At 70.7% G+C, this 17,282-nt stretch carries 12 protein-coding genes and 2 pseudogenes; 12 read left to right on the forward strand and 2 right to left on the reverse strand.

What is annotated here, in order from left to right:
- Positions 1-95 precede the first annotated feature (95 nt).
- The 4 genes from ABZ079_RS30205 to ABZ079_RS30220 all read left to right on the forward strand — a co-directional run bounded on the left by ABZ079_RS30205 (position 96) and on the right by ABZ079_RS30220 (position 6,166).
- The gene (locus tag ABZ079_RS30205; RefSeq protein ID WP_356942600.1) at positions 96-3,035 is read left to right on the forward strand and encodes an FAD-binding and (Fe-S)-binding domain-containing protein; all 2,940 of its coding nucleotides are present in this window, start codon (positions 96-98) and stop codon (positions 3,033-3,035) included.
- Positions 3,036-3,045: 10 nt separating this feature from the next.
- Entirely contained in the window at positions 3,046-3,831 is a 786-nt protein-coding gene (locus tag ABZ079_RS30210; protein ID WP_356942601.1) for a metallophosphoesterase family protein, read from the forward strand.
- 83 nt (positions 3,832-3,914) lie between these two features.
- Positions 3,915-5,036 (forward strand): peptidoglycan bridge formation glycyltransferase FemA/FemB family protein, encoded by a 1,122-nt coding sequence (locus tag ABZ079_RS30215; RefSeq protein ID WP_356942602.1) that lies wholly within the window; start codon positions 3,915-3,917, stop codon positions 5,034-5,036.
- A 191-nt stretch (positions 5,037-5,227) separates the two neighbouring features.
- Complete coding sequence (locus ABZ079_RS30220; RefSeq protein ID WP_356942603.1) at positions 5,228-6,166, forward strand: EamA family transporter; 939 nt, start codon at positions 5,228-5,230, stop codon at positions 6,164-6,166.
- A gap of 18 nt (positions 6,167-6,184) precedes the next feature.
- Here the strand turns inward: ABZ079_RS30220 and ABZ079_RS30225 are convergent.
- Positions 6,185-6,335 (reverse strand): annotated as a pseudogene (locus tag ABZ079_RS30225) (SAM-dependent methyltransferase); the annotation flags it as partial.
- 56 nt (positions 6,336-6,391) lie between these two features.
- A pseudogene (locus ABZ079_RS30230) lies at positions 6,392-7,019 on the reverse strand (IS5 family transposase); the annotation flags it as partial.
- A 257-nt stretch (positions 7,020-7,276) separates the two neighbouring features.
- Here ABZ079_RS30230 and ABZ079_RS30235 point away from each other — a divergent pair.
- The 8 genes from ABZ079_RS30235 to ABZ079_RS30270 all read left to right on the forward strand — a co-directional run bounded on the left by ABZ079_RS30235 (position 7,277) and on the right by ABZ079_RS30270 (position 17,247).
- Positions 7,277-7,684 (forward strand): hypothetical protein, encoded by a 408-nt coding sequence (locus ABZ079_RS30235; protein ID WP_356942604.1) that lies wholly within the window; start codon positions 7,277-7,279, stop codon positions 7,682-7,684.
- Positions 7,685-7,777: 93 nt separating this feature from the next.
- The gene (locus ABZ079_RS30240) at positions 7,778-9,049 is read left to right on the forward strand and encodes a VanZ family protein (protein WP_356942605.1); all 1,272 of its coding nucleotides are present in this window, start codon (positions 7,778-7,780) and stop codon (positions 9,047-9,049) included.
- A 636-nt stretch (positions 9,050-9,685) separates the two neighbouring features.
- Positions 9,686-9,862: a hypothetical protein gene (locus ABZ079_RS30245; RefSeq protein ID WP_356942606.1), complete on the forward strand. Its 177-nt coding sequence runs from the start codon at positions 9,686-9,688 to the stop codon at positions 9,860-9,862.
- Positions 9,859-11,256, forward strand: coding sequence for a glycosyltransferase (locus ABZ079_RS30250; protein WP_356942607.1), 1,398 nt, complete (start codon positions 9,859-9,861; stop codon positions 11,254-11,256). Before ABZ079_RS30245 ends, ABZ079_RS30250 begins: the two co-directional genes overlap by 4 nt.
- Before the next feature lie 66 nt (positions 11,257-11,322).
- Positions 11,323-12,117 carry a TIGR03084 family metal-binding protein gene (locus ABZ079_RS30255; protein ID WP_356942608.1) on the forward strand — a complete coding sequence of 265 codons (795 nt, stop codon included), beginning with the start codon at positions 11,323-11,325 and terminating at the stop codon, positions 12,115-12,117.
- The gene (locus ABZ079_RS30260) at positions 12,114-13,790 is read left to right on the forward strand and encodes an acyclic terpene utilization AtuA family protein (RefSeq protein WP_356942609.1); all 1,677 of its coding nucleotides are present in this window, start codon (positions 12,114-12,116) and stop codon (positions 13,788-13,790) included. Before ABZ079_RS30255 ends, ABZ079_RS30260 begins: the two co-directional genes overlap by 4 nt.
- Complete coding sequence (locus ABZ079_RS30265; RefSeq protein WP_356942610.1) at positions 13,787-15,385, forward strand: carboxyl transferase domain-containing protein; 1,599 nt, start codon at positions 13,787-13,789, stop codon at positions 15,383-15,385. The genes ABZ079_RS30260 and ABZ079_RS30265 overlap by 4 nt, the downstream gene beginning before the upstream one ends.
- Before the next feature lie 8 nt (positions 15,386-15,393).
- Positions 15,394-17,247: a biotin carboxylase N-terminal domain-containing protein gene (locus ABZ079_RS30270; RefSeq protein WP_356942611.1), complete on the forward strand. Its 1,854-nt coding sequence runs from the start codon at positions 15,394-15,396 to the stop codon at positions 17,245-17,247.
- Positions 17,248-17,282 lie beyond the last annotated feature (35 nt).

Consider the following 17,282-nt stretch of genomic DNA (forward strand, 5'->3'; position numbering starts at 1 on the left):
TCGCCGAGCCGTGGACTTGTGGGGTTGTACGACGATACGCGCGGGGCTGTGGAAAAGATGCGGTGACTGTACGTGATCGGATGCATTCTGGACGCATGACAGATCTGGCGGGCGAGCTGCGCAGGGCCGTTCGGGGTGAGGTCGGATTCGATGTCACCTCCCGGGCGCTCGTGACCATGGACGCGTCCAACTACCGGCGTGTCCCGCTGGGGGTGGTGGCCCCCCGGGACGCCGAGGACGTCGCTGCCGTGCTCGAGGTGTGCCGGGCTCGCGGGGTGCCGGTGGTGGCGCGCGGCGGGGGCACGTCGATCGCCGGGCAGGCGACCGGCACAGGCGTGGTGCTGGACTTCACCCGGCACATGAACGGCCTGCTGGAGCTGGACCCGGGCTCGCGCACGGCCACCGTGCAGCCCGGCCTCGTCCTCGACCGGCTCCAGGAGGCCGCCGCCCCGCACGGGCTGCGGTTCGGCCCGGACCCGTCGACGCACAGCCGGTGCACGCTCGGCGGGATGATCGGCAACAACGCGTGCGGCTCGCACTCGGTCGCCTGGGGGACGACCGCGGACAGCGTGCGCGAGCTGTCCGTCATCACCGCGCGCGGACAGCGGCTGCGGCTCGGGCAGGGCTGGGCCGGTGCGCCGGACGGGCTGCTCGGGTTGGCGGAGGACGAGCGCGCCCGCCTGCGCACGGGCTTCCCGGACCTGCCCCGCCGCATCTCCGGGTACGCGCTGGACGCCCTGCTGCCCGAGAACGGCGCGGACGTCGCCCGCTCCTTCTGCGGCTCGGAGGGCACCCTCGGCATCCTGACCGAGGCGGTCGTACGGCTGGTGGAGGCCCCCCGCGCGGGTGCCCTCGCGGTGCTGGCGTACGCCGACGAGAGCGCGGCCGCCGAGGCAGCCGCGGGACTCCTCGTGCACGGGCCGCTGACGGTGGAGGGCATGGCGGCCGACCTGGTGCGCTCACCGGCCGGGCTGCCGAGAGGCGGTGCCTGGTTGTTCGTGGAGACCGGCGGGGAGTCGGCGACGCAGGCACGCGCGCGTGCGGAGCGGATCGTGCGCGCGGCCGACGTCGTCGACTCCCTGGTGGTGACGGACGCGGTGGCCCAGCGGGCGCTGTGGCGGATCCGGGAGGACGCGAGCGGTACGGCGACACGGATGCCCGACGGCACGGAGGCCTGGCCCGGCTGGGAGGACTGCGCCGTTCCGCCCGCCCGGCTCGGCGCCTACCTGCGCGACTTCCGCGCGCTGTTGTCGGCCCACGGCCTGCGCGGCACCCCGTACGGCCACTTCGGCGACGGCTGCATCCACGTCCGCATCGACTTCGACCTGCTCACCCAGGCCGGTGTCGGCCGCTTCCGCCGCTTCTCCGAGGACCTCGCCGACCTGGTGGTGGAGCACGGCGGCTCGCTGTCCGGGGAGCACGGTGACGGACAGGCCCGCGCGGAGCTGCTGCCCCGTATGTACGGCGCGGAGACGGTGGCCCTCTTCGAGCGCGCCAAGGCGGTCTGGGACCCCGACGACCTGCTCAACCCCGGCATGCTGGTCCGTCCGGCACCCCTCGACACCGGCCTCCGCTTCTCCGTCCTGCCCCGTCGCCCGGTCGACGTGACGTTCGGCTACCCGGCCGACGGCGGCGACTTCCGCGCGGCCGTCCGCCGCTGCGTCGGCGTCGCCAAGTGCCGTACGGCGGCGACGTCCGGCCCCGCCGTGATGTGTCCCTCCTTCCGGGTGACCGGCGAGGAGGAGCACTCCACGCGTGGCCGGGCCCGGCTGCTGCACGAGATGCTCGCGGGCGACCTGGTGACCGGCGGCTGGCGGTCCACGGAGGTCCGCGACGCGCTCGACCTCTGCCTGTCCTGCAAGGGCTGCCGCTCGGACTGCCCGGTCGGGGTCGACATGGCCACCTACAAGGCGGAGTTCCTGCACCACCACTACGCAGGCCGCCGCCGCCCCGCCGCCCACCACAGCATGGGCCGGCTGCCGGAGTGGCTGCGCTGGATCGCCCGCACGCGTACGGCTCCGCTGTTCAACGCACTCGCCGGGGTACGGCCGTTGGCGTATGTGGCGAAACGCCTGGGCGGCATCGCACCGGAGCGGCAGCTGCCCCGACTGGCGACACAGACCTTCACCGGCTGGTGGCGCGGGAGGAAGCCCGTCCAGGGTGTAGGTGGCCCCGTTCGGGGTTCCGCGGACTCCGGCGGGGGTTCCAGCGGTCCCGTGCAGGATTCCGGGGAGCTGGTCGTCCTGTGGCCGGACACCTTTACCGAGCATCTGTCCCCGTCCGTCGGCCGGGCCGCCGTCCGCGTGCTGGAGGCCGCCGGGCTGCGGGTAGCCCTTCCGCCGACGCTGATCGCGCGCGGCGGGGCCGTCGGGGACGGCAGGTCGAGGGCGGCGACCGTGCTGCTCACCGCCCGTCGGGCCCGGGTCTGCTGCGGCCTGACCTACGTCTCCACCGGCCAGCTCGACCGGGCCCGTGCGGTCATGCGCCGCACGCTGGACCTGATGGAGCCGGTGCTGCGGGCGGGGGTCCCGGTCGTCGTCCTGGAGCCGAGCTGTGCCGCGACCCTGCGCACCGACCTGCCCGAACTGCTGCATGACGACCCCCGTGCGGCCCGGCTGTCCTCGGCGGTCCTCACCTTCGCCGAAGTCCTGGCGCGGTATGCCCCCGACTGGGCCCCGCCCGCCGTGGACCGCCCGGTCGCGGGCCAGACCCACTGCCACCAGCACGCGGTGCTCGGCGACGCCCCCGACCGTCGACTGCGCGAGTCCGCGGGCCTCACCGGCGACCTGAGCGGAGGCTGCTGCGGACTCGCGGGCGACTTCGGCTTCGAGAGGGGCCACTTCGAGGTGTCACGGGCCTGCGCGGAGGAACACCTCCTGCCGTCGGTACGGGAAGCGCCGGAGGGGACGGTGGTCCTCGCGGACGGTTTCTCCTGCCGGACACAGCTGGAACAGCTGGCGGGGGTACGGGGACGCCATCTGGCGGAGGTGCTGGCGCAGGCGCTGGACGAGCAAGCACGGCGAACGGGCGAGTGAGGGGAGCGAAGTGACCGGGGAAACCGAGGAGTACGTCCGAGTGGCCGTCCTGTCCGACATCCACGGCGTGCTGCCCGCGCTGGAGGCCGTGCTGGCGGAGCCCGAGGTGGTCGCGGCCGACCGGATCGTCCTCACCGGGGACATCACGGCGGGTCCGCAGCCGGCCGAGGTGCTGGAGCTGTTGCGGGCGCAGGGCGAGCGCGTGCTGTGGGTCGGCGGGAACGCGGACCGGGAGCTGGTGGAGTACCGGCGGGGCGAGCGGACGGAGATCCCCGATCCCATCGGCCCCTTCGCGGCCCGGGAACTCACCGGGGAGCAAGTGGACTTCCTCGCCGCGCTGCCCAAGACGCTCACGTTGCGCGTGCGCGGCCTCGGCAGGGTCCTGTTCTGCCACGCCACCCCGCGCGACGACGAGGAGCTGGTGCTGGTCGACTCCCGCCCCGGCCGCTGGGCCGAGGTCTTCTCCGGGCTGGCCCCCGGCATCGGCACGGTCGTCTGCGGCCACACCCACATGCCCTACGTCCGGCTGTCCCACGGCCGCCTGGTGGTCAACCCCGGCAGTGTCGGCATGCCCTACGGCCGCCCGGGCGCCCACTGGTGCCTTCTCGGACCCGGCGCCGACCTGCGCGTGACGTCGTACGACCGAGCGGCGGCGGTGGCCCGGCTGGTCCGGGAGTGCGGCTACCCGGACATCGCCGAGTGGGCCGACTACTTCCTGCACGCGCGGGCGACCGACACGGAGGTACTGGCGGCGTGGGGACCGAAGGACGGGCGGGGTGTTCGTAGGGTGAGATGACCCTGATCTTCAAGGTGACCTGAGATCTCCAAGGCGCCCCTGAGATCTCCCCGAAAACCTGCGAGCTTCGAGGAGCCCCGCGTATGAGCCTCACTCTCCGGCCGATCAGCCGTGCCGAGCACCTCGCCTTCGTGGCCGGCCGCCCCTCGGCCAGTCATCTGCAGATGCCGTCGTGGGGGGATGTGAAGCCGGACTGGCGGGCGGAGAGCCTGGGGTGGTTCGAGGCGGACGGGCGGCTCGTCGGGGTGGGGCTGGTGCTGCTGCGGCCGTTGCCCAGGCTGAAGCGCTGTCTGGCCTATCTGCCCGAGGGGCCGGTCATCGACTGGGAGGCGCCCGGTCTGGAGCGCTGGCTCGAGCCGATGCTGGCCCATCTGAAGAGCCGGGGCGCCTTCTCGGTGAAGATGGGACCGCCCGTGGTGGCGCGGCGGTGGAGCCCCGAGGCGGTCAAGACCGCGATCGCCGACCCCGACGCGCACCGGCTGCGGGACGTGGCGCCGACCTCGTCGGAGCAGGGGGCCCTCGACCTCGCCGACCGGCTGCGCCGGATGGGCTGGCGGCAGAGCGAGCCCGGCGGGGAGGACGGCTTCGCCGCCGGACAGCCCCGGTACGTGTGTCAAGTGCCGCTTGCCGGAAGGTCGTTGGAGGACGTCCGGGGCGGGCTCAACCAGCAGTGGCGGCGCAACGTCAAGAAGGCCGAGAAGGCGGGCGTGAAGATCGTCCGGGGCGGTTACGAGGATCTGCCGGTCTTCTACGGCCTCTACACCGAGACCGCCGAGCGGGACCGGTTCATCCCGCGTCCACTGCCCTACTTCCAGCGGATGTGGACCGCGCTCACCACCGAAGACCCCGACCGGATGCGGCTGTACCTCGCCCACCATGACGGGGATGTGCTCGCCGCGGCCACGATGCTGATCGTCGGCGGGCACGTCTGGTACTCCTACGGCGCCTCCACCAGCCGCAAGCGCGAGGTACAGCCCAACAACGCGATGCAGTGGCGCATGATGTGCGACGCCCACGCACTCGGCGCCCACGTCTACGACTTCCGGGGCATCACCGACACCCTGGAGGAGTCGAACCACCTGCTGGGCCTGCTCCGCTTCAAGGTGGGCGCGGGCGGGGAGGCCCTGGAGTACGTGGGCGAGTGGGACTTCCCGCTGAACCGCCTGCTGCACAAGGCGCTCGACGTCTACATGGCCCGCCGCTGAGCACACGCGCGGGGACGAGGAGCCCGGGCTCGGCATCCGAACCCGACGGCCCGGCATCCGAACGCCGGGCGTCTCAGCATCCAGGACAGTTACATAAGGGGTTCACACTCCTGGCGGAGTCCATTAGCCTGGACTCTGTAGTCCATCACGATGAACGTTATCCGATCCCGAGCCAGCCCCAGGACCGCCCCGTGAGCACCCCCAGCGCCACCGCACCCTCGACGCAGCACGCACCCGCATCCCCAGGCGGTACCCCGCGCCGCCTCGGTCCGCTCGGCCCCGTCGGGCTGGTGCTGGCCGGCGGTGTCTCGGTGCAGTTCGGCGCCGCCCTCGCGGTGACGCTGATGCCCCGGGCCGGCGCGCTCGGTGTGGTGACCCTGCGGTTGCTCGCGGCGGCCGTGATCCTCCTGCTGGTGTGCCGCCCCAAGCTGCGCGGGCACTCCCGCACCGACTGGGGCACGGTGATCGTGTTCGGCATCGCCATGGGCGCGATGAACGGCCTCTTCTACGAGGCGGTCGCCCGTATCCCGCTGGGCCCCGCGGTCACCCTCGAGGTCCTCGGCCCGCTGGCCCTGTCCGTCCTGGCCTCCCGCCGTGCGCTCAACGCGCTCTGGGCCGGCCTCGCGCTCGCGGGCGTCTTCCTGCTCGGCGGCGGAGGTTTCAGCGACCTCGACCCCACCGGTGTCGCCTTTGCCCTGGGAGCCGGCGCCATGTGGGCGGCATACATCGTCTTCAGCGCCCGTACGGGCCGCCGCTTCCCCCAGGCGGACGGCCTGGCCCTCGCCATGGCGGTGGCGGCCCTGCTCTTCCTCCCCCTGGGCATCGCCGAGGGGGGCACCCGCTTGCTGAACCCCACCACCGTGGCCCTCGGCTCGGCGGTGGCCCTGCTCTCCTCGGTCCTGCCGTACACCCTGGAACTGCTGGCCCTGCGCCGGCTGCCCGCCTCCGCCTTCGCCATCCTCATGAGCCTGGAGCCGGCCATCGCGGCGGCGGCCGGCTTCCTGATCCTCGGCCAGGCCCTGTCCGCGACGGAGGCCGCCGCGATCGCCCTGGTCATCGCGGCGAGCATCGGCGCGGTGCGCACCCAGGTGGGCCGCGGCAAGCTCCGGCCGCAGGCCCCGGACGCCTGACGCACGCCCTGGCCGGGATCAGTCGCCCGGCTTCTCCCGCACCGACACGTGCTGCCGGCTCTCGCTGGTGCAGGGGCCCCGGGTCCAGCCGTCCCACCGCTCGCGCAGCCGTAGCCCCGCGAGCCGGGCCATCAGATCCATCGGCCGGCCACACGTACCGGAACGGCACCGGACGGCCGCCGCCTCTCGGAGCAAACCGACAGCACCACCCGGACGGACCCTTACGGTGAGTTTGAGGAGCCGTTTGTAGCAGCAGAGTGCGGCTGTCAGTCCGCGAAAGGTTAGGAGTTGCCGGGTTTCCGCTCGGCGGTGGTTGAGACGCCGGTAGCCGGTCAGCCAGGACATGCGTTCGATGGCCCATCGGCGACGCCCCAGTCGCTCGCTGGACTCGACGCCTCTGGGCGACACGGACGCCGATCCGCTCGCCTCAGAGCCATCGCCGCAGGTGGGGGACGTATGCCTCGTCCGTATGCAGGCGCTGCGGTTTGGAATCAGCTGCCTGAGATTCGTATCCCATGTGGAAGTGGGACAGCATCGGCTTCAGCGCGAAACTGTCGTGGGTGTTGGCTGCGGAGAGTCCGACGCGTAAGGGCATTCCATTCGCGTTGGAAAGGATGTGCATCTTTGAACCGGGCTTACCCCGATCCATGGGCGACGGACCCGCGAGTTCATCCCTTTTGTAGCGCGCACATGAGAGGAGTCGAGGGCCGCGCGCGACAGATCGACCGGGTTCTGGCCGTCCAGGAGGTGCAGCACGTTCTGGTGCAGGCGTGCCCACACACCGGCCGGGGACGACATGAGAAACCGGCGGCGCACGGGTCGACTTCGATGCCCCGAAGCAGGGCGGCAAGGCCGCCTGGCGACCTCCCGCAACCCATCCGGTGCATCCATCCCCACCGCTCACTCCCATAGCCAGTTCAACGACCAACTAACCATGTAGACCATGGTCTAAGAGGTCCACTCTTCGTGAGCGGCGCAAGGTCGAACGTGATCCGCATCACCGACCGCAACGATCATAATTGGCATGCCTAGGTCAAGGGTTCGACTAAGCTGTCTAGCCAACGAGACTCTTGCTTGACCAGGCAATGAGCTCGGGGGAAGGGATTCATCATGGCTACCAGTCGCATCTTGACCATCGCCGCCGTATCCGCGGCGCTGGTTCTCGGGGGTACTACGGCGGCCTTCGCCGGTACCGGAGGCACCACCAGCACCAAACTGTCCAACGGAAAGCTGAGTTTCGAGGCGCGCAACGGCTCCGTCGTCAGCGGTAACCCCAGTGTTTTCTACGGCGCTACGGAGTACGACAAGAGTGGCGGCAGCAAAGTCTACGTCACTCTGATGATGGAAACGAGCGAGGGCCTCTTCAAGGACAAGCAGAAGGCGGTGTCTGCGGGACAGTCGATCTCGCACTCCTTCGGCGGCCAGTCGATAGCCAGGTACGCCCCGGATTGCACGGCGACAGGTCGGATGGACGCTACTACGGGTAAGTACTACACGCCGCCGGTCACCTTCTGCTGATCCGCCCGGCGATCACACGGGGAAGAAGTCCCATGCAACGGACTCCTTCCCCGTTCTCGTCTCATTGCCTCTCGCGAAAGGGCCGCTGCTCACGTGATCGACGCGTCCGTTCAGGCCGTTCCTGGGCTGCTCCTCTGGTTCGGCTTGATCACCTTCTTCCTGGCGGTTCCGACAGGGCTGATCGCTCGCGCGCGTCGGAAACCGATCACGGTGCGCGTGCTCTTGGCTGTCTGTCTCGCCGGTGTCTTCGCTGTGACATTGCTGCCCACGGACGGAGGACCCGTTGGTGGCGGAGCAGTGTGCGATCTGAGTTCGCCGTTTCCTCAGATGTTCACCTCCTCGAGCGCGTTGCTGAACGTTGCTCTGTTCATCCCGGCCCCCTTCTTCGCTGCTCTCCTCTTTCAGCGTCCACTGACCACCGTCGTGATAGCGGCAGTTGGAAGCGGCCTGATCGAACTCATCCAGGCAGAGGGGTCCATGGGACGCTCCTGCAGTGCCACAGACATCGTTGCCAATACCACCGGGGCCCTACTCGGAGTGGCGGCAGGAGTCGTATGGGCGTGGCGTATTGGGCAGGGCACATGGAGGGTCAAGCGTGACGTGCTCTGGGGAGCGGCTCTCGCCGTTACGGGCTGTGCTGCGTTGATCGGGACCTTCCGCTCCTCCATCACTCCTTACATTCCGCTGACAGAGCGCCCGGGATTCGCTGCCGACCAGCGGGCCGTCGAGGGTGCAGACACATGGATCACTGAGGCCGCTGTATATGTCTTCGGTGAGGGTACTCAGGTCAAGCAGACCGTTGTTGCGAAGCACACTGGACTGGTGACGGCGAAAACCAACCGGGGTCAGATCACCGGGTGGTGGCCTGAGAAGAAGTTGGAAGAAGCTGCCTTCACGGACAACAGGGCCGAGGCCGGCCCCCTGAATCAGGACCAGGCCCAAGAGGTCTCAACCCGTTTCGTCCAGCGGTGGTTCCCTACCGAGGTACGCGGAACCAAGCGAACCGTCCATGTCAGCGGATCAGGTAACACCGCGGTCTACATGTTCGTATATCGTCGGTACAGCGAGGGACTGATGATGCCCATGCGGCTGAACGTCACGGTGACCTCGGGTGGACGCATAATGAACTTCACCGCCCGCGCCGTAAAGGATCCCAAGCTGCCCAAGAGCACCGTTTCACAGGACGAGGCAGTGCGGCTTGCGCGTAAGTACACGGGTCACACCGTCCAGGGCGCGGTACTTCTAGCCCAGAAGGTTAAGGGCCGTGGCTGGCGGCCAGTGTGGATGATGGGCGTTATGAACGGTGATGTGTTCGTCGATGCCGTTACCGGTCATCAGGTCTCGCAGAGCACCCTAGCCCGCTAGAGGTTGTCCCGTGCCGGCTTCGGCTCGTCAGGGTGACGCTGGGGCGTCGAGGGTCAAGCGGTGCCTGCTATGAAGCCGTCGAGGTTGCCGGGCCGATACTGGAGGCGTTCGAGCCGGTCGAGGGCGACGGCGGCGAGGTTGGCCAGGCTGCGCTTGACGGGCGCCCTATTCCCTCGACCGGATTCCCTCGACCGGGTCAAGGTCGGGGCGAGTAGGCGGGCATTAGGAACACCTTCAGCCATTCACGCTCGGCGATCAGCTCACACATATGGAACGTGGCTGACGACGGAGGGAGACGTGGTGCGCAGGTGGCGGGTGGCCGGCACCGGATGACGGACAAGAGCGAGCACCTGTACAGGCTCGTCCAGCACCGGCCTGCACGACGTCGGGGCGGCGGTGCGGGCGGCGGTGTCGCAGCAGGTGTATCCGCCGATCGAGGCGGTACGAGGTGCTGGGAAAGGCGTCGTCGACCTCAACGGTGATGGCCGCCAGGGTGATTCCTCTGGCGGAGGCCGTGATCGAAATGGGTCTCGAACTTGGTCGCCGGCCCTCGAACGAACGGGGAAAAGCCGGACACCCCCATGGCCTTGGCCTGACTCTGTGTTCTGAGCAAGAACACCGGAGAAAGGCTGCTGGATGAACTACACAGGGGGGAGCGGCTCACTCGCCGCAACCGGGGCCGGGGCCGTCACCCTCGGCGGGATCGCCTTCCAGCAGCTGTGGCTGCTGGGCCTGGCGGCTGTCGTGGTCGGCCTCGGGGCCGTGCTCGTACGCACGTCGTTCCGGCGGGGGAAGGCGGTCCACGAGCGATGAAGACGATCCGGGTACGCCGTACCCGGACCCGCATTCTGGTGGGGGCCGCCCTTTCGGTGGCGGCCCTCTCCGTCTGGCTGGTCCGGCACATCTACTCAGGCATCACCACGTGGCAGGGGCACGGGCAGCACTTCGCCACGGTCTACGCCCTCGCGTTCCTGCTGCTCATGTGGCAGTGCGTGCTCTACTTCTGCGAGCGGCCGCGGAAGGTGGCGCCCGACCAGCAGGCGCAGCTGGACGCGTTGCGGGTGACCGTGCCCGTGCCGGTGCGCAACGAGGGCCCCAACGCCTTCGAGGCCTGCTTGGCGTCCATCGTCGAGCAGGCGCGCCTTCCGCAGTGTGTGGTCGTGGTGGAGAACGACAACTCTGTCGACTACGCGGCCGTCCGCTCGTGGTTCGAGGGCGTGTGCGAGCAGCGGGGTGTCCCGCTGCTGTGGGAGAGCACTCCGGTGCCGGGCAAGCGCCACGCACAGGGCTTGGCCCTGGCGGCCGCACGGCGGGCCGGCATCGCCACCGACGTCTACGTCACCGTGGACTCCGACGCCAACCTGGACTGCCAGGCGATCGCGGAGATCCTCAAGCCCTTCGCGGACCGGGAGATCCAGTCCGTGGCCGGGATCGTGCTCGCCTCCAACCTGCGCGGCAACGTGAACGGCAAGGGCGAGCGCAGGCGCTGGCGGGACGTGCTCGTCCGGCTCACCGACCTGTGGTTCGTGGTGGGGCAGCTGGTGGACCGATCGGCGCAGTCGGCTCTGGGCGGTGTCCTCGTCAACTCCGGTGTGCTGGCCGCCTACCGGGCCCACGTCGTCGAGGACAACCTCGACGGCTACCTCAACGAGACCTTCCTCGGCCGGAAGGTCGAGTTCTCCGACGACTCCATGCTGACCATCTACGCCCTGCAGCAGGGCAAGGCGGTGCAGCAGCCCACGGCCTTCGCCACCACCCTGATGCCGGACAACTTCTCGCAGCTCTTCCGCATGTACACGCGCTGGATGCGCGGCGCCTTCATCCGCACGTTCTGGCGCTTCCGGTACCTGCGGCTCAACAACTACGCCTACTGGGGCCACCTCATCGGATGGATCCAGATGGTGCTCTCCACCGCCATCTTCATCGCCCTCTTCCTCTATCTGCCGCTCGTCCGCGGTGTCTGGACGTGGGAGCTGCTCCTCATCCCCGTTCTCGTGGGGTACGGCCAATCACTCCGGTATCTGAGTTTCCGGCGGAGTGACGAGCCCTTCGCCGCCCAGCTCCTGACGTTCGCCGCGGCGCCGCTGGCGCAGATCTTCGCGTTCACCGTCTTCCGCGTGGTCCGCTGGTACGCCATGGCGACGTGCTACCGCACCGGTTGGGGCACGCGGCAGAAGGTCGAGCTGGATCTCGCACCCACCGGCTGAGGTGTCCGGCCGGAAATTCATGCAAGCGTGCTTGATTGTTTCTGCCCCCGCTGCCATGCTCCCCCCATGGCCGATCCGACGCCCGTCATCGACGACCTGCGTGCCGAGAGTGAGGAACTCGACCTGCTCGTGGCCGAGTTGAGCACCGAGCAGTGGGCCCTCGCCACTCCCGCGCCCGGCTGGACCGTCGCCCACCAGATCGCGCACCTCGCCTGGACCGATCGCTCGGCGTTGCTGGCGGTCACCGACGCCGACGCCTTCCAGGCGCTGGTCGAGAAGGCATTCGCCGCCCCCGGCTCGTTCGTGGACGAGGGGGCGGCGGAGGGTGCCGGGCTCCCGCCGGCCGAGCTGCTGGCGGCCTGGCGGGCCGGGCGCGCCGCCCTCGACCGGGCTCTGCGTACCGCACCACCCGGCGCCCGCTTCCCCTGGTACGGCCCACCCATGTCCGCCGCCTCCATGGCCACCGCCCGGCTCATGGAGACCTGGGCCCACGCACTGGACGTCGCCGACGCCCTGGGTGTGGCGCGGCCGCCCACCGGCCGGCTCCGGCATGTGGCCCGGCTCGGGGTGCGGACCCGCGATTTCGCCCACACCGTCCATGGGCTGACCCCTCCGGGAGACGAATTCCGCGTGGAACTGACATCCCCCTCGGGTGAGTTGTGGGACTTCGGCCCACCCGACGCCCCCCAGCGCGTCACCGGCCCCGCCCTCGACTTCTGCCTCCTGGTCACCCAGCGCGCCCACCGTGCCGACCTCGCCCTGACGGCCGTGGGTCCGGACGCGGACCGCTGGCTCGACATCGCCCAGGCCTTCGCGGGCCCGCCCGGCACCGGCCGCCCGCCGAAGGAGGGCCCCCGGTGAAGCCGTTGCGCATCGGCAACTTCTCCGGCTTCTACGGCGACCGCTTCGACGCCCTGCGGGAGATGCTCACCGGCGGCGAGGTCGACGTCCTCACCGGTGACTACCTCGCCGAACTCACCATGCTGATCCTCGCCCGCGACCGGCTGAAGGACCCCTCCGCCGGATACGCCCGCACCTTCCTGCGCCAGCTGGAGGACTGCCTCGGCCTCGCCCGCGAACGGGGGGTGCGGATCGTCACCAACGCGGGCGGCCTGAACCCGGCCGGACTCGCTCAGGCCATCAGGGGACTGGCCGACCGGCTCGGCGTCCCCGCACGCGTCGCGCACGTCGAGGGCGACGACCTCACCGCCGAACACCCCGGCACCCTCGCCGCCCATGCCTACCTCGGCGGCTTCGGTATCGCCGAGTGTCTGCGGGCCGGTGCCGACGTGGTGGTCACCGGGCGGGTGACCGACGCGGCCCTGGTCACCGGGCCCGCCGCCGCCCACTTCGGCTGGCAGCCGGGGGAGTACGACCGTCTCGCCGGTGCCGTCGTCGCCGGGCATGTGCTGGAGTGCGGCCCGCAGGCGACCGGCGGGAACTACTCCTTCTTCCGCGAGGGCAACGTGCGCCGCCCCGGCTTCCCGCTCGCCGAGATCCAGGCCGACGGCAGCAGCGTGGTCACCAAGCACCCCGGCACCGGCGGCTTCGTGGACGTCGGCACGGTCACCGCCCAGCTGCTCTACGAGACCGGCGGCGGCCGGTACGCCGGCCCTGATGTCACCACTCGCCTGGACACCGTACGGCTCAGCCAGGACGGACCGGACCGGGTGCGGATCGAGGGCGTTCGTGGAGAGGCTCCGCCGCCCACGCTCAAGGTCGGGCTCAACCGGCTCGGCGGCTTCCGCAACGAGATCGTCTTCGTCCTCACCGGACTCGATATCGAGGCCAAGGCGGACCTGGTCCGGGAGCAGCTGTCCGACGCGCTCACCACGTCACCGCCGGCCGAGGTCCGTTGGGACCTCGTCCGCACCGACCGGGCCGACGCCGACACCGAGGAGGCCGCCAGCGCCCTGCTGCGGCTCGTCATCCGGGACCCGGACCAGCAGGTCGCGGGCCGGGCGCTGAGCGGGGCCGCCGTGGAGCTGGCGCTGGCCGGCTACCCGGGCTTCCATGTGCTGTCCCCACCCGGAAAGGGCGCCCCCTATGGAGTCTTCGAGGATGTGTACGTGCCCCATGGTGGTGTCGACCATGTGGCCGTTCTCCACGACGGACGCCGTATCCCCGTACCGCCGCCCCAGGAGACGCGCGTCCTGGACGACGTACCGCAGCCGCCTCTGCCCGATCCCCTTCCGCCCGGACCTACCCGCCGGGTGCCCCTCGGGCGGGTCGCCGGAGCCCGCAGCGGGGACAAGGGCGGGAACGCCAACGTGGGGGTGTGGGCGCGTACGGACGAGACCTGGCGGTGGCTCGCCCACGAGCTGACCGCCGACCGGTTCCGGCAGCTCGTCCCCGAGAGCCGGGAGCTGCCCGTCACCCGGCACGTGCTCCCGAACCTGCGCGCCCTCAACTTCGTGGTGGAGGGGATCCTCGGCGCGGGCGTCGCCTCCCAGCACCGCTTCGACCCGCAGGCCAAGGCCCTCGGCGAATGGCTGCGCTCCCGCCACCTGGACATCCCGGAGGCCCTGCTGTGACCGTTCTGAAGACAGCCCTGGACACTCATCACCCCGACTACCTGGCCCACCGCGAGACCATGCTGGCCAAGCTCGCCGAGCTGGAGGCCGAGCACGCCAAGGCGCTCGCGGGCGGCGGCGAGAAGTACGTCACGCGGCACCGCGCACGCGGCAAACTGCTCGCCCGGGAGCGCATCGAGCTGCTCCTCGACCCGGACACCCCGTTCCTGGAGCTGTCCCCGCTGGCCGCCTGGGGCAGCGACTACACTGTGGGCGCCTCCCTGGTCACCGGTATCGGCGTGGTGGAGGGCGTTGAGTGCCTGATCACCGCCAACGACCCGACCGTACGCGGCGGCGCCAGCAATCCGTGGAGCCTGAAGAAGGCCCTGCGCGCCAACGACATCGCCCTCGCCAACCGGCTGCCCTGCATCAGCCTGGTGGAGTCCGGCGGCGCCGATCTCCCCTCCCAGAAGGAGATCTTCATCCCGGGCGGCGCCATCTTCCGCGACCTCACCCGGCTCTCCGCCGCCGGCATCCCGACCATCGCCGTAGTCTTCGGCAACTCCACGGCCGGCGGCGCCTACATCCCCGGCATGTCCGACCACGTGATCATGGTCAAGGAACGCGCGAAGGTGTTCCTCGGCGGGCCCCCGCTGGTGAAGATGGCCACCGGCGAGGAGAGTGACGACGAGTCCCTGGGCGGCGCGGAGATGCACGCGCGCGTGTCGGGCCTCGCCGACTACTTCGCCGTGGACGAGCGGGACGCGCTGCGGCAGGCGCGCCGGGTCGTGGCCCGCCTCAACCACCGCAAGGCGCACGAGGACCCGGGCCCGGCGGACCCGCCCAAGTACGACCCGGACGAACTCCTCGGCATCGTCCCCGGCGACCTGAAGATCCCCTTCGACCCGCGCGAGGTCATCGCCCGGATCGTCGACGCCTCCGACTTCGACGAGTTCAAGCCGATGTACGGGACGAGCCTCGCCACCGGCTGGGCGCGTCTGCACGGCTACCCCGTCGGCATCCTGGCCAACGCCCAGGGTGTTCTCTTCAGCGAGGAGTCCCAGAAGGCCGCCCAGTTCATCCAGCTCGCCAACCAGCGCGACATCCCGCTGCTCTTCCTGCACAACACCACCGGCTACATGGTCGGCAAGGAGTACGAGCAGGGCGGGATCATCAAGCACGGCGCGATGATGATCAACGCGGTCAGCAACAGCCGGGTCCCGCACCTGTCGGTCCTCATGGGCGCCTCCTACGGCGCCGGGCACTACGGCATGTGCGGCCGCGCCTACGACCCCCGCTTCCTGTTCGCCTGGCCCAGCGCCAAGTCCGCCGTCATGGGCCCGCAGCAGCTCGCGGGCGTGCTCTCCATCGTCGCCCGGCAGTCGGCGGCGGCGAAGGGGCGGCCGTACGACGACGACGCGGACGCGGCCCTGCGCGCCATGGTGGAGCGGCAGATCGAGGCCGAGTCGCTGCCGATGTTCCTGTCCGGGCGGCTGTACGACGACGGCGTCATCGACCCGCGCGACACCCGCACCGTCCTCGGCCTGTGCCTGTCCGCCCTCCACACCGCGCCCTACGAGGGCGCGCGCGGCGGCTTCGGCGTCTTCCGGATGTGAGGGACCACGTGATTTCGACTGTGCTCGTCGCCAACCGGGGCGAGATCGCCTGCCGGATCTTCCGCACCTGCGGTGAGCTGGGTATCCGGACCGTCGCCGTGCACTCGGACGCCGACGGGAACGCGCTCCACGCGCGCGTGGCCGACACGGCGGTACGGCTGCCGGGCGCGGCGCCCGCGGAGACGTACCTGCGCGGTGATCTGATCGTGAAGGCCGCCCTGTCCGCCGGCGCGGACGCCGTCCACCCCGGCTACGGCTTCCTCTCCGAGAATCCCGGCTTCGCCCGCGCCGTCCTCGACGCCGGCCTGACCTGGATCGGCCCGCCCCCGGAGGCCATCGAGGCCATGGCGTCCAAGACCCGCGCCAAGGAGCTGATGGGTCTCGCACCCCTCGGCGAGGCCGAGGTCACCGAGGCCGACCTGCCGGTCCTGGTGAAGGCGGCCGCGGGCGGCGGGGGGCGCGGTATGCGGATCGTGCGCCGCCTGGAGGAGCTGCCCGCCGCACTGGAGGGCGCGCGCGCCGAGGCCGCGAGCGCCTTCGGCGACGGCGAGGTCTTCGTGGAGCCGTACATCGAGCACGGCCGCCACGTCGAGGTGCAGATCCTCGCCGACACCCACGGCACGATCTGGCCGCTCGGCACCCGCGACTGCTCCCTCCAGCGCCGCCACCAGAAGGTCATCGAGGAGGCCCCGGCGCCGGGCCTGCCGGCCGCGCTCACCGAAGAACTGCACGCGCTGGCCGTACGCGCCGCCCGCTCCGTCTCCTACGTCGGCGCCGGTACGGTCGAGTTCCTGGTCGCCGACGGCCGCGCGCACTTCCTGGAGATGAACACCCGCCTCCAGGTCGAACATCCCGTCACCGAGGCCGTGTTCGGCATCGACCTGGTGGCCGAACAGATCCGCGTCGCGGAAGGCCGGCCGCTGACGACCGAGCCGCCACGCGTGCGTGGCCATGCGATCGAGGCCCGCCTGTACGCCGAGGACCCCGCCTGCGACTGGGCCCCGCAGACCGGCACCCTGCACCGCCTCGCCGTACCGGCCGGCGTCCGCCTGGACACCGGTTACACCGACGGCGACCCCATCGGCGTCCACTACGACCCGATGCTCGCCAAGGTCGTCGCCCACGCCCCCACCCGCGCGGAGGCGATCCGCAAACTCGCCGGCGCCCTCGAGACGTCCGCGATCCACGGCCCGGTCACCAACCGCGACCTGCTGGTGCGCTCCCTGCGGCACGAGGAGTTCACGTCCGCCCGCATGGACACCGGCTTCTACGACCGCCACCTGCCCGACCTGACCGCACCGGCCACCGACCCCCACGCGCCCCTCGCCGCCGCCCTCGCCGACGCCCACGGCCGCTCCCGCTTCGGCGGCTGGCGCAACGTGCCCTCACAACCCCAGGTCAAGCGGTACGAGCTGGCGGGCGAGGAGCACGAGGTCCACTATCGGCACACCCGGCAGGGTCTCGCGGCCGACGGCGTCCGGGTCGTGCACGCGGACGCGTGTCTGGTGATCCTCGAAGTGGACGGCGTGCGGCGCACGTTCCAGGTGGCGCGCTACGGCGAGCAGGTGTACGTCAACACCACCGCCCTGACCGCTCTGCCCCGCTTCCCCGACCCGGTCGCCCAGCTCGCCCCGGGTTCCCTGCTCGCGCCGATGCCGGGCACGGTCGTCCGCATGGCCGAGGGCCTGACCGAGGGTGTCCCCGTGGCGGCCGGACAGCCACTGATCTGGCTGGAGGCGATGAAGATGCAGCACCAGATCTCGGCGCCCGTCACGGGCAAGCTGACAGCCCTCCCGGTGACCCCTGGACAACAGGTGGAGGTGGGCACGCTTCTGGCGGTGGTCGAGAGCGACCAGCCCTAGGGGCGCGGGGAACCGCGAGCAACCACACACGAGCC

The organism is Streptomyces sp. NPDC006314, from assembly GCF_040613075.1.
Classification (GTDB): domain Bacteria; phylum Actinomycetota; class Actinomycetes; order Streptomycetales; family Streptomycetaceae; genus Streptomyces.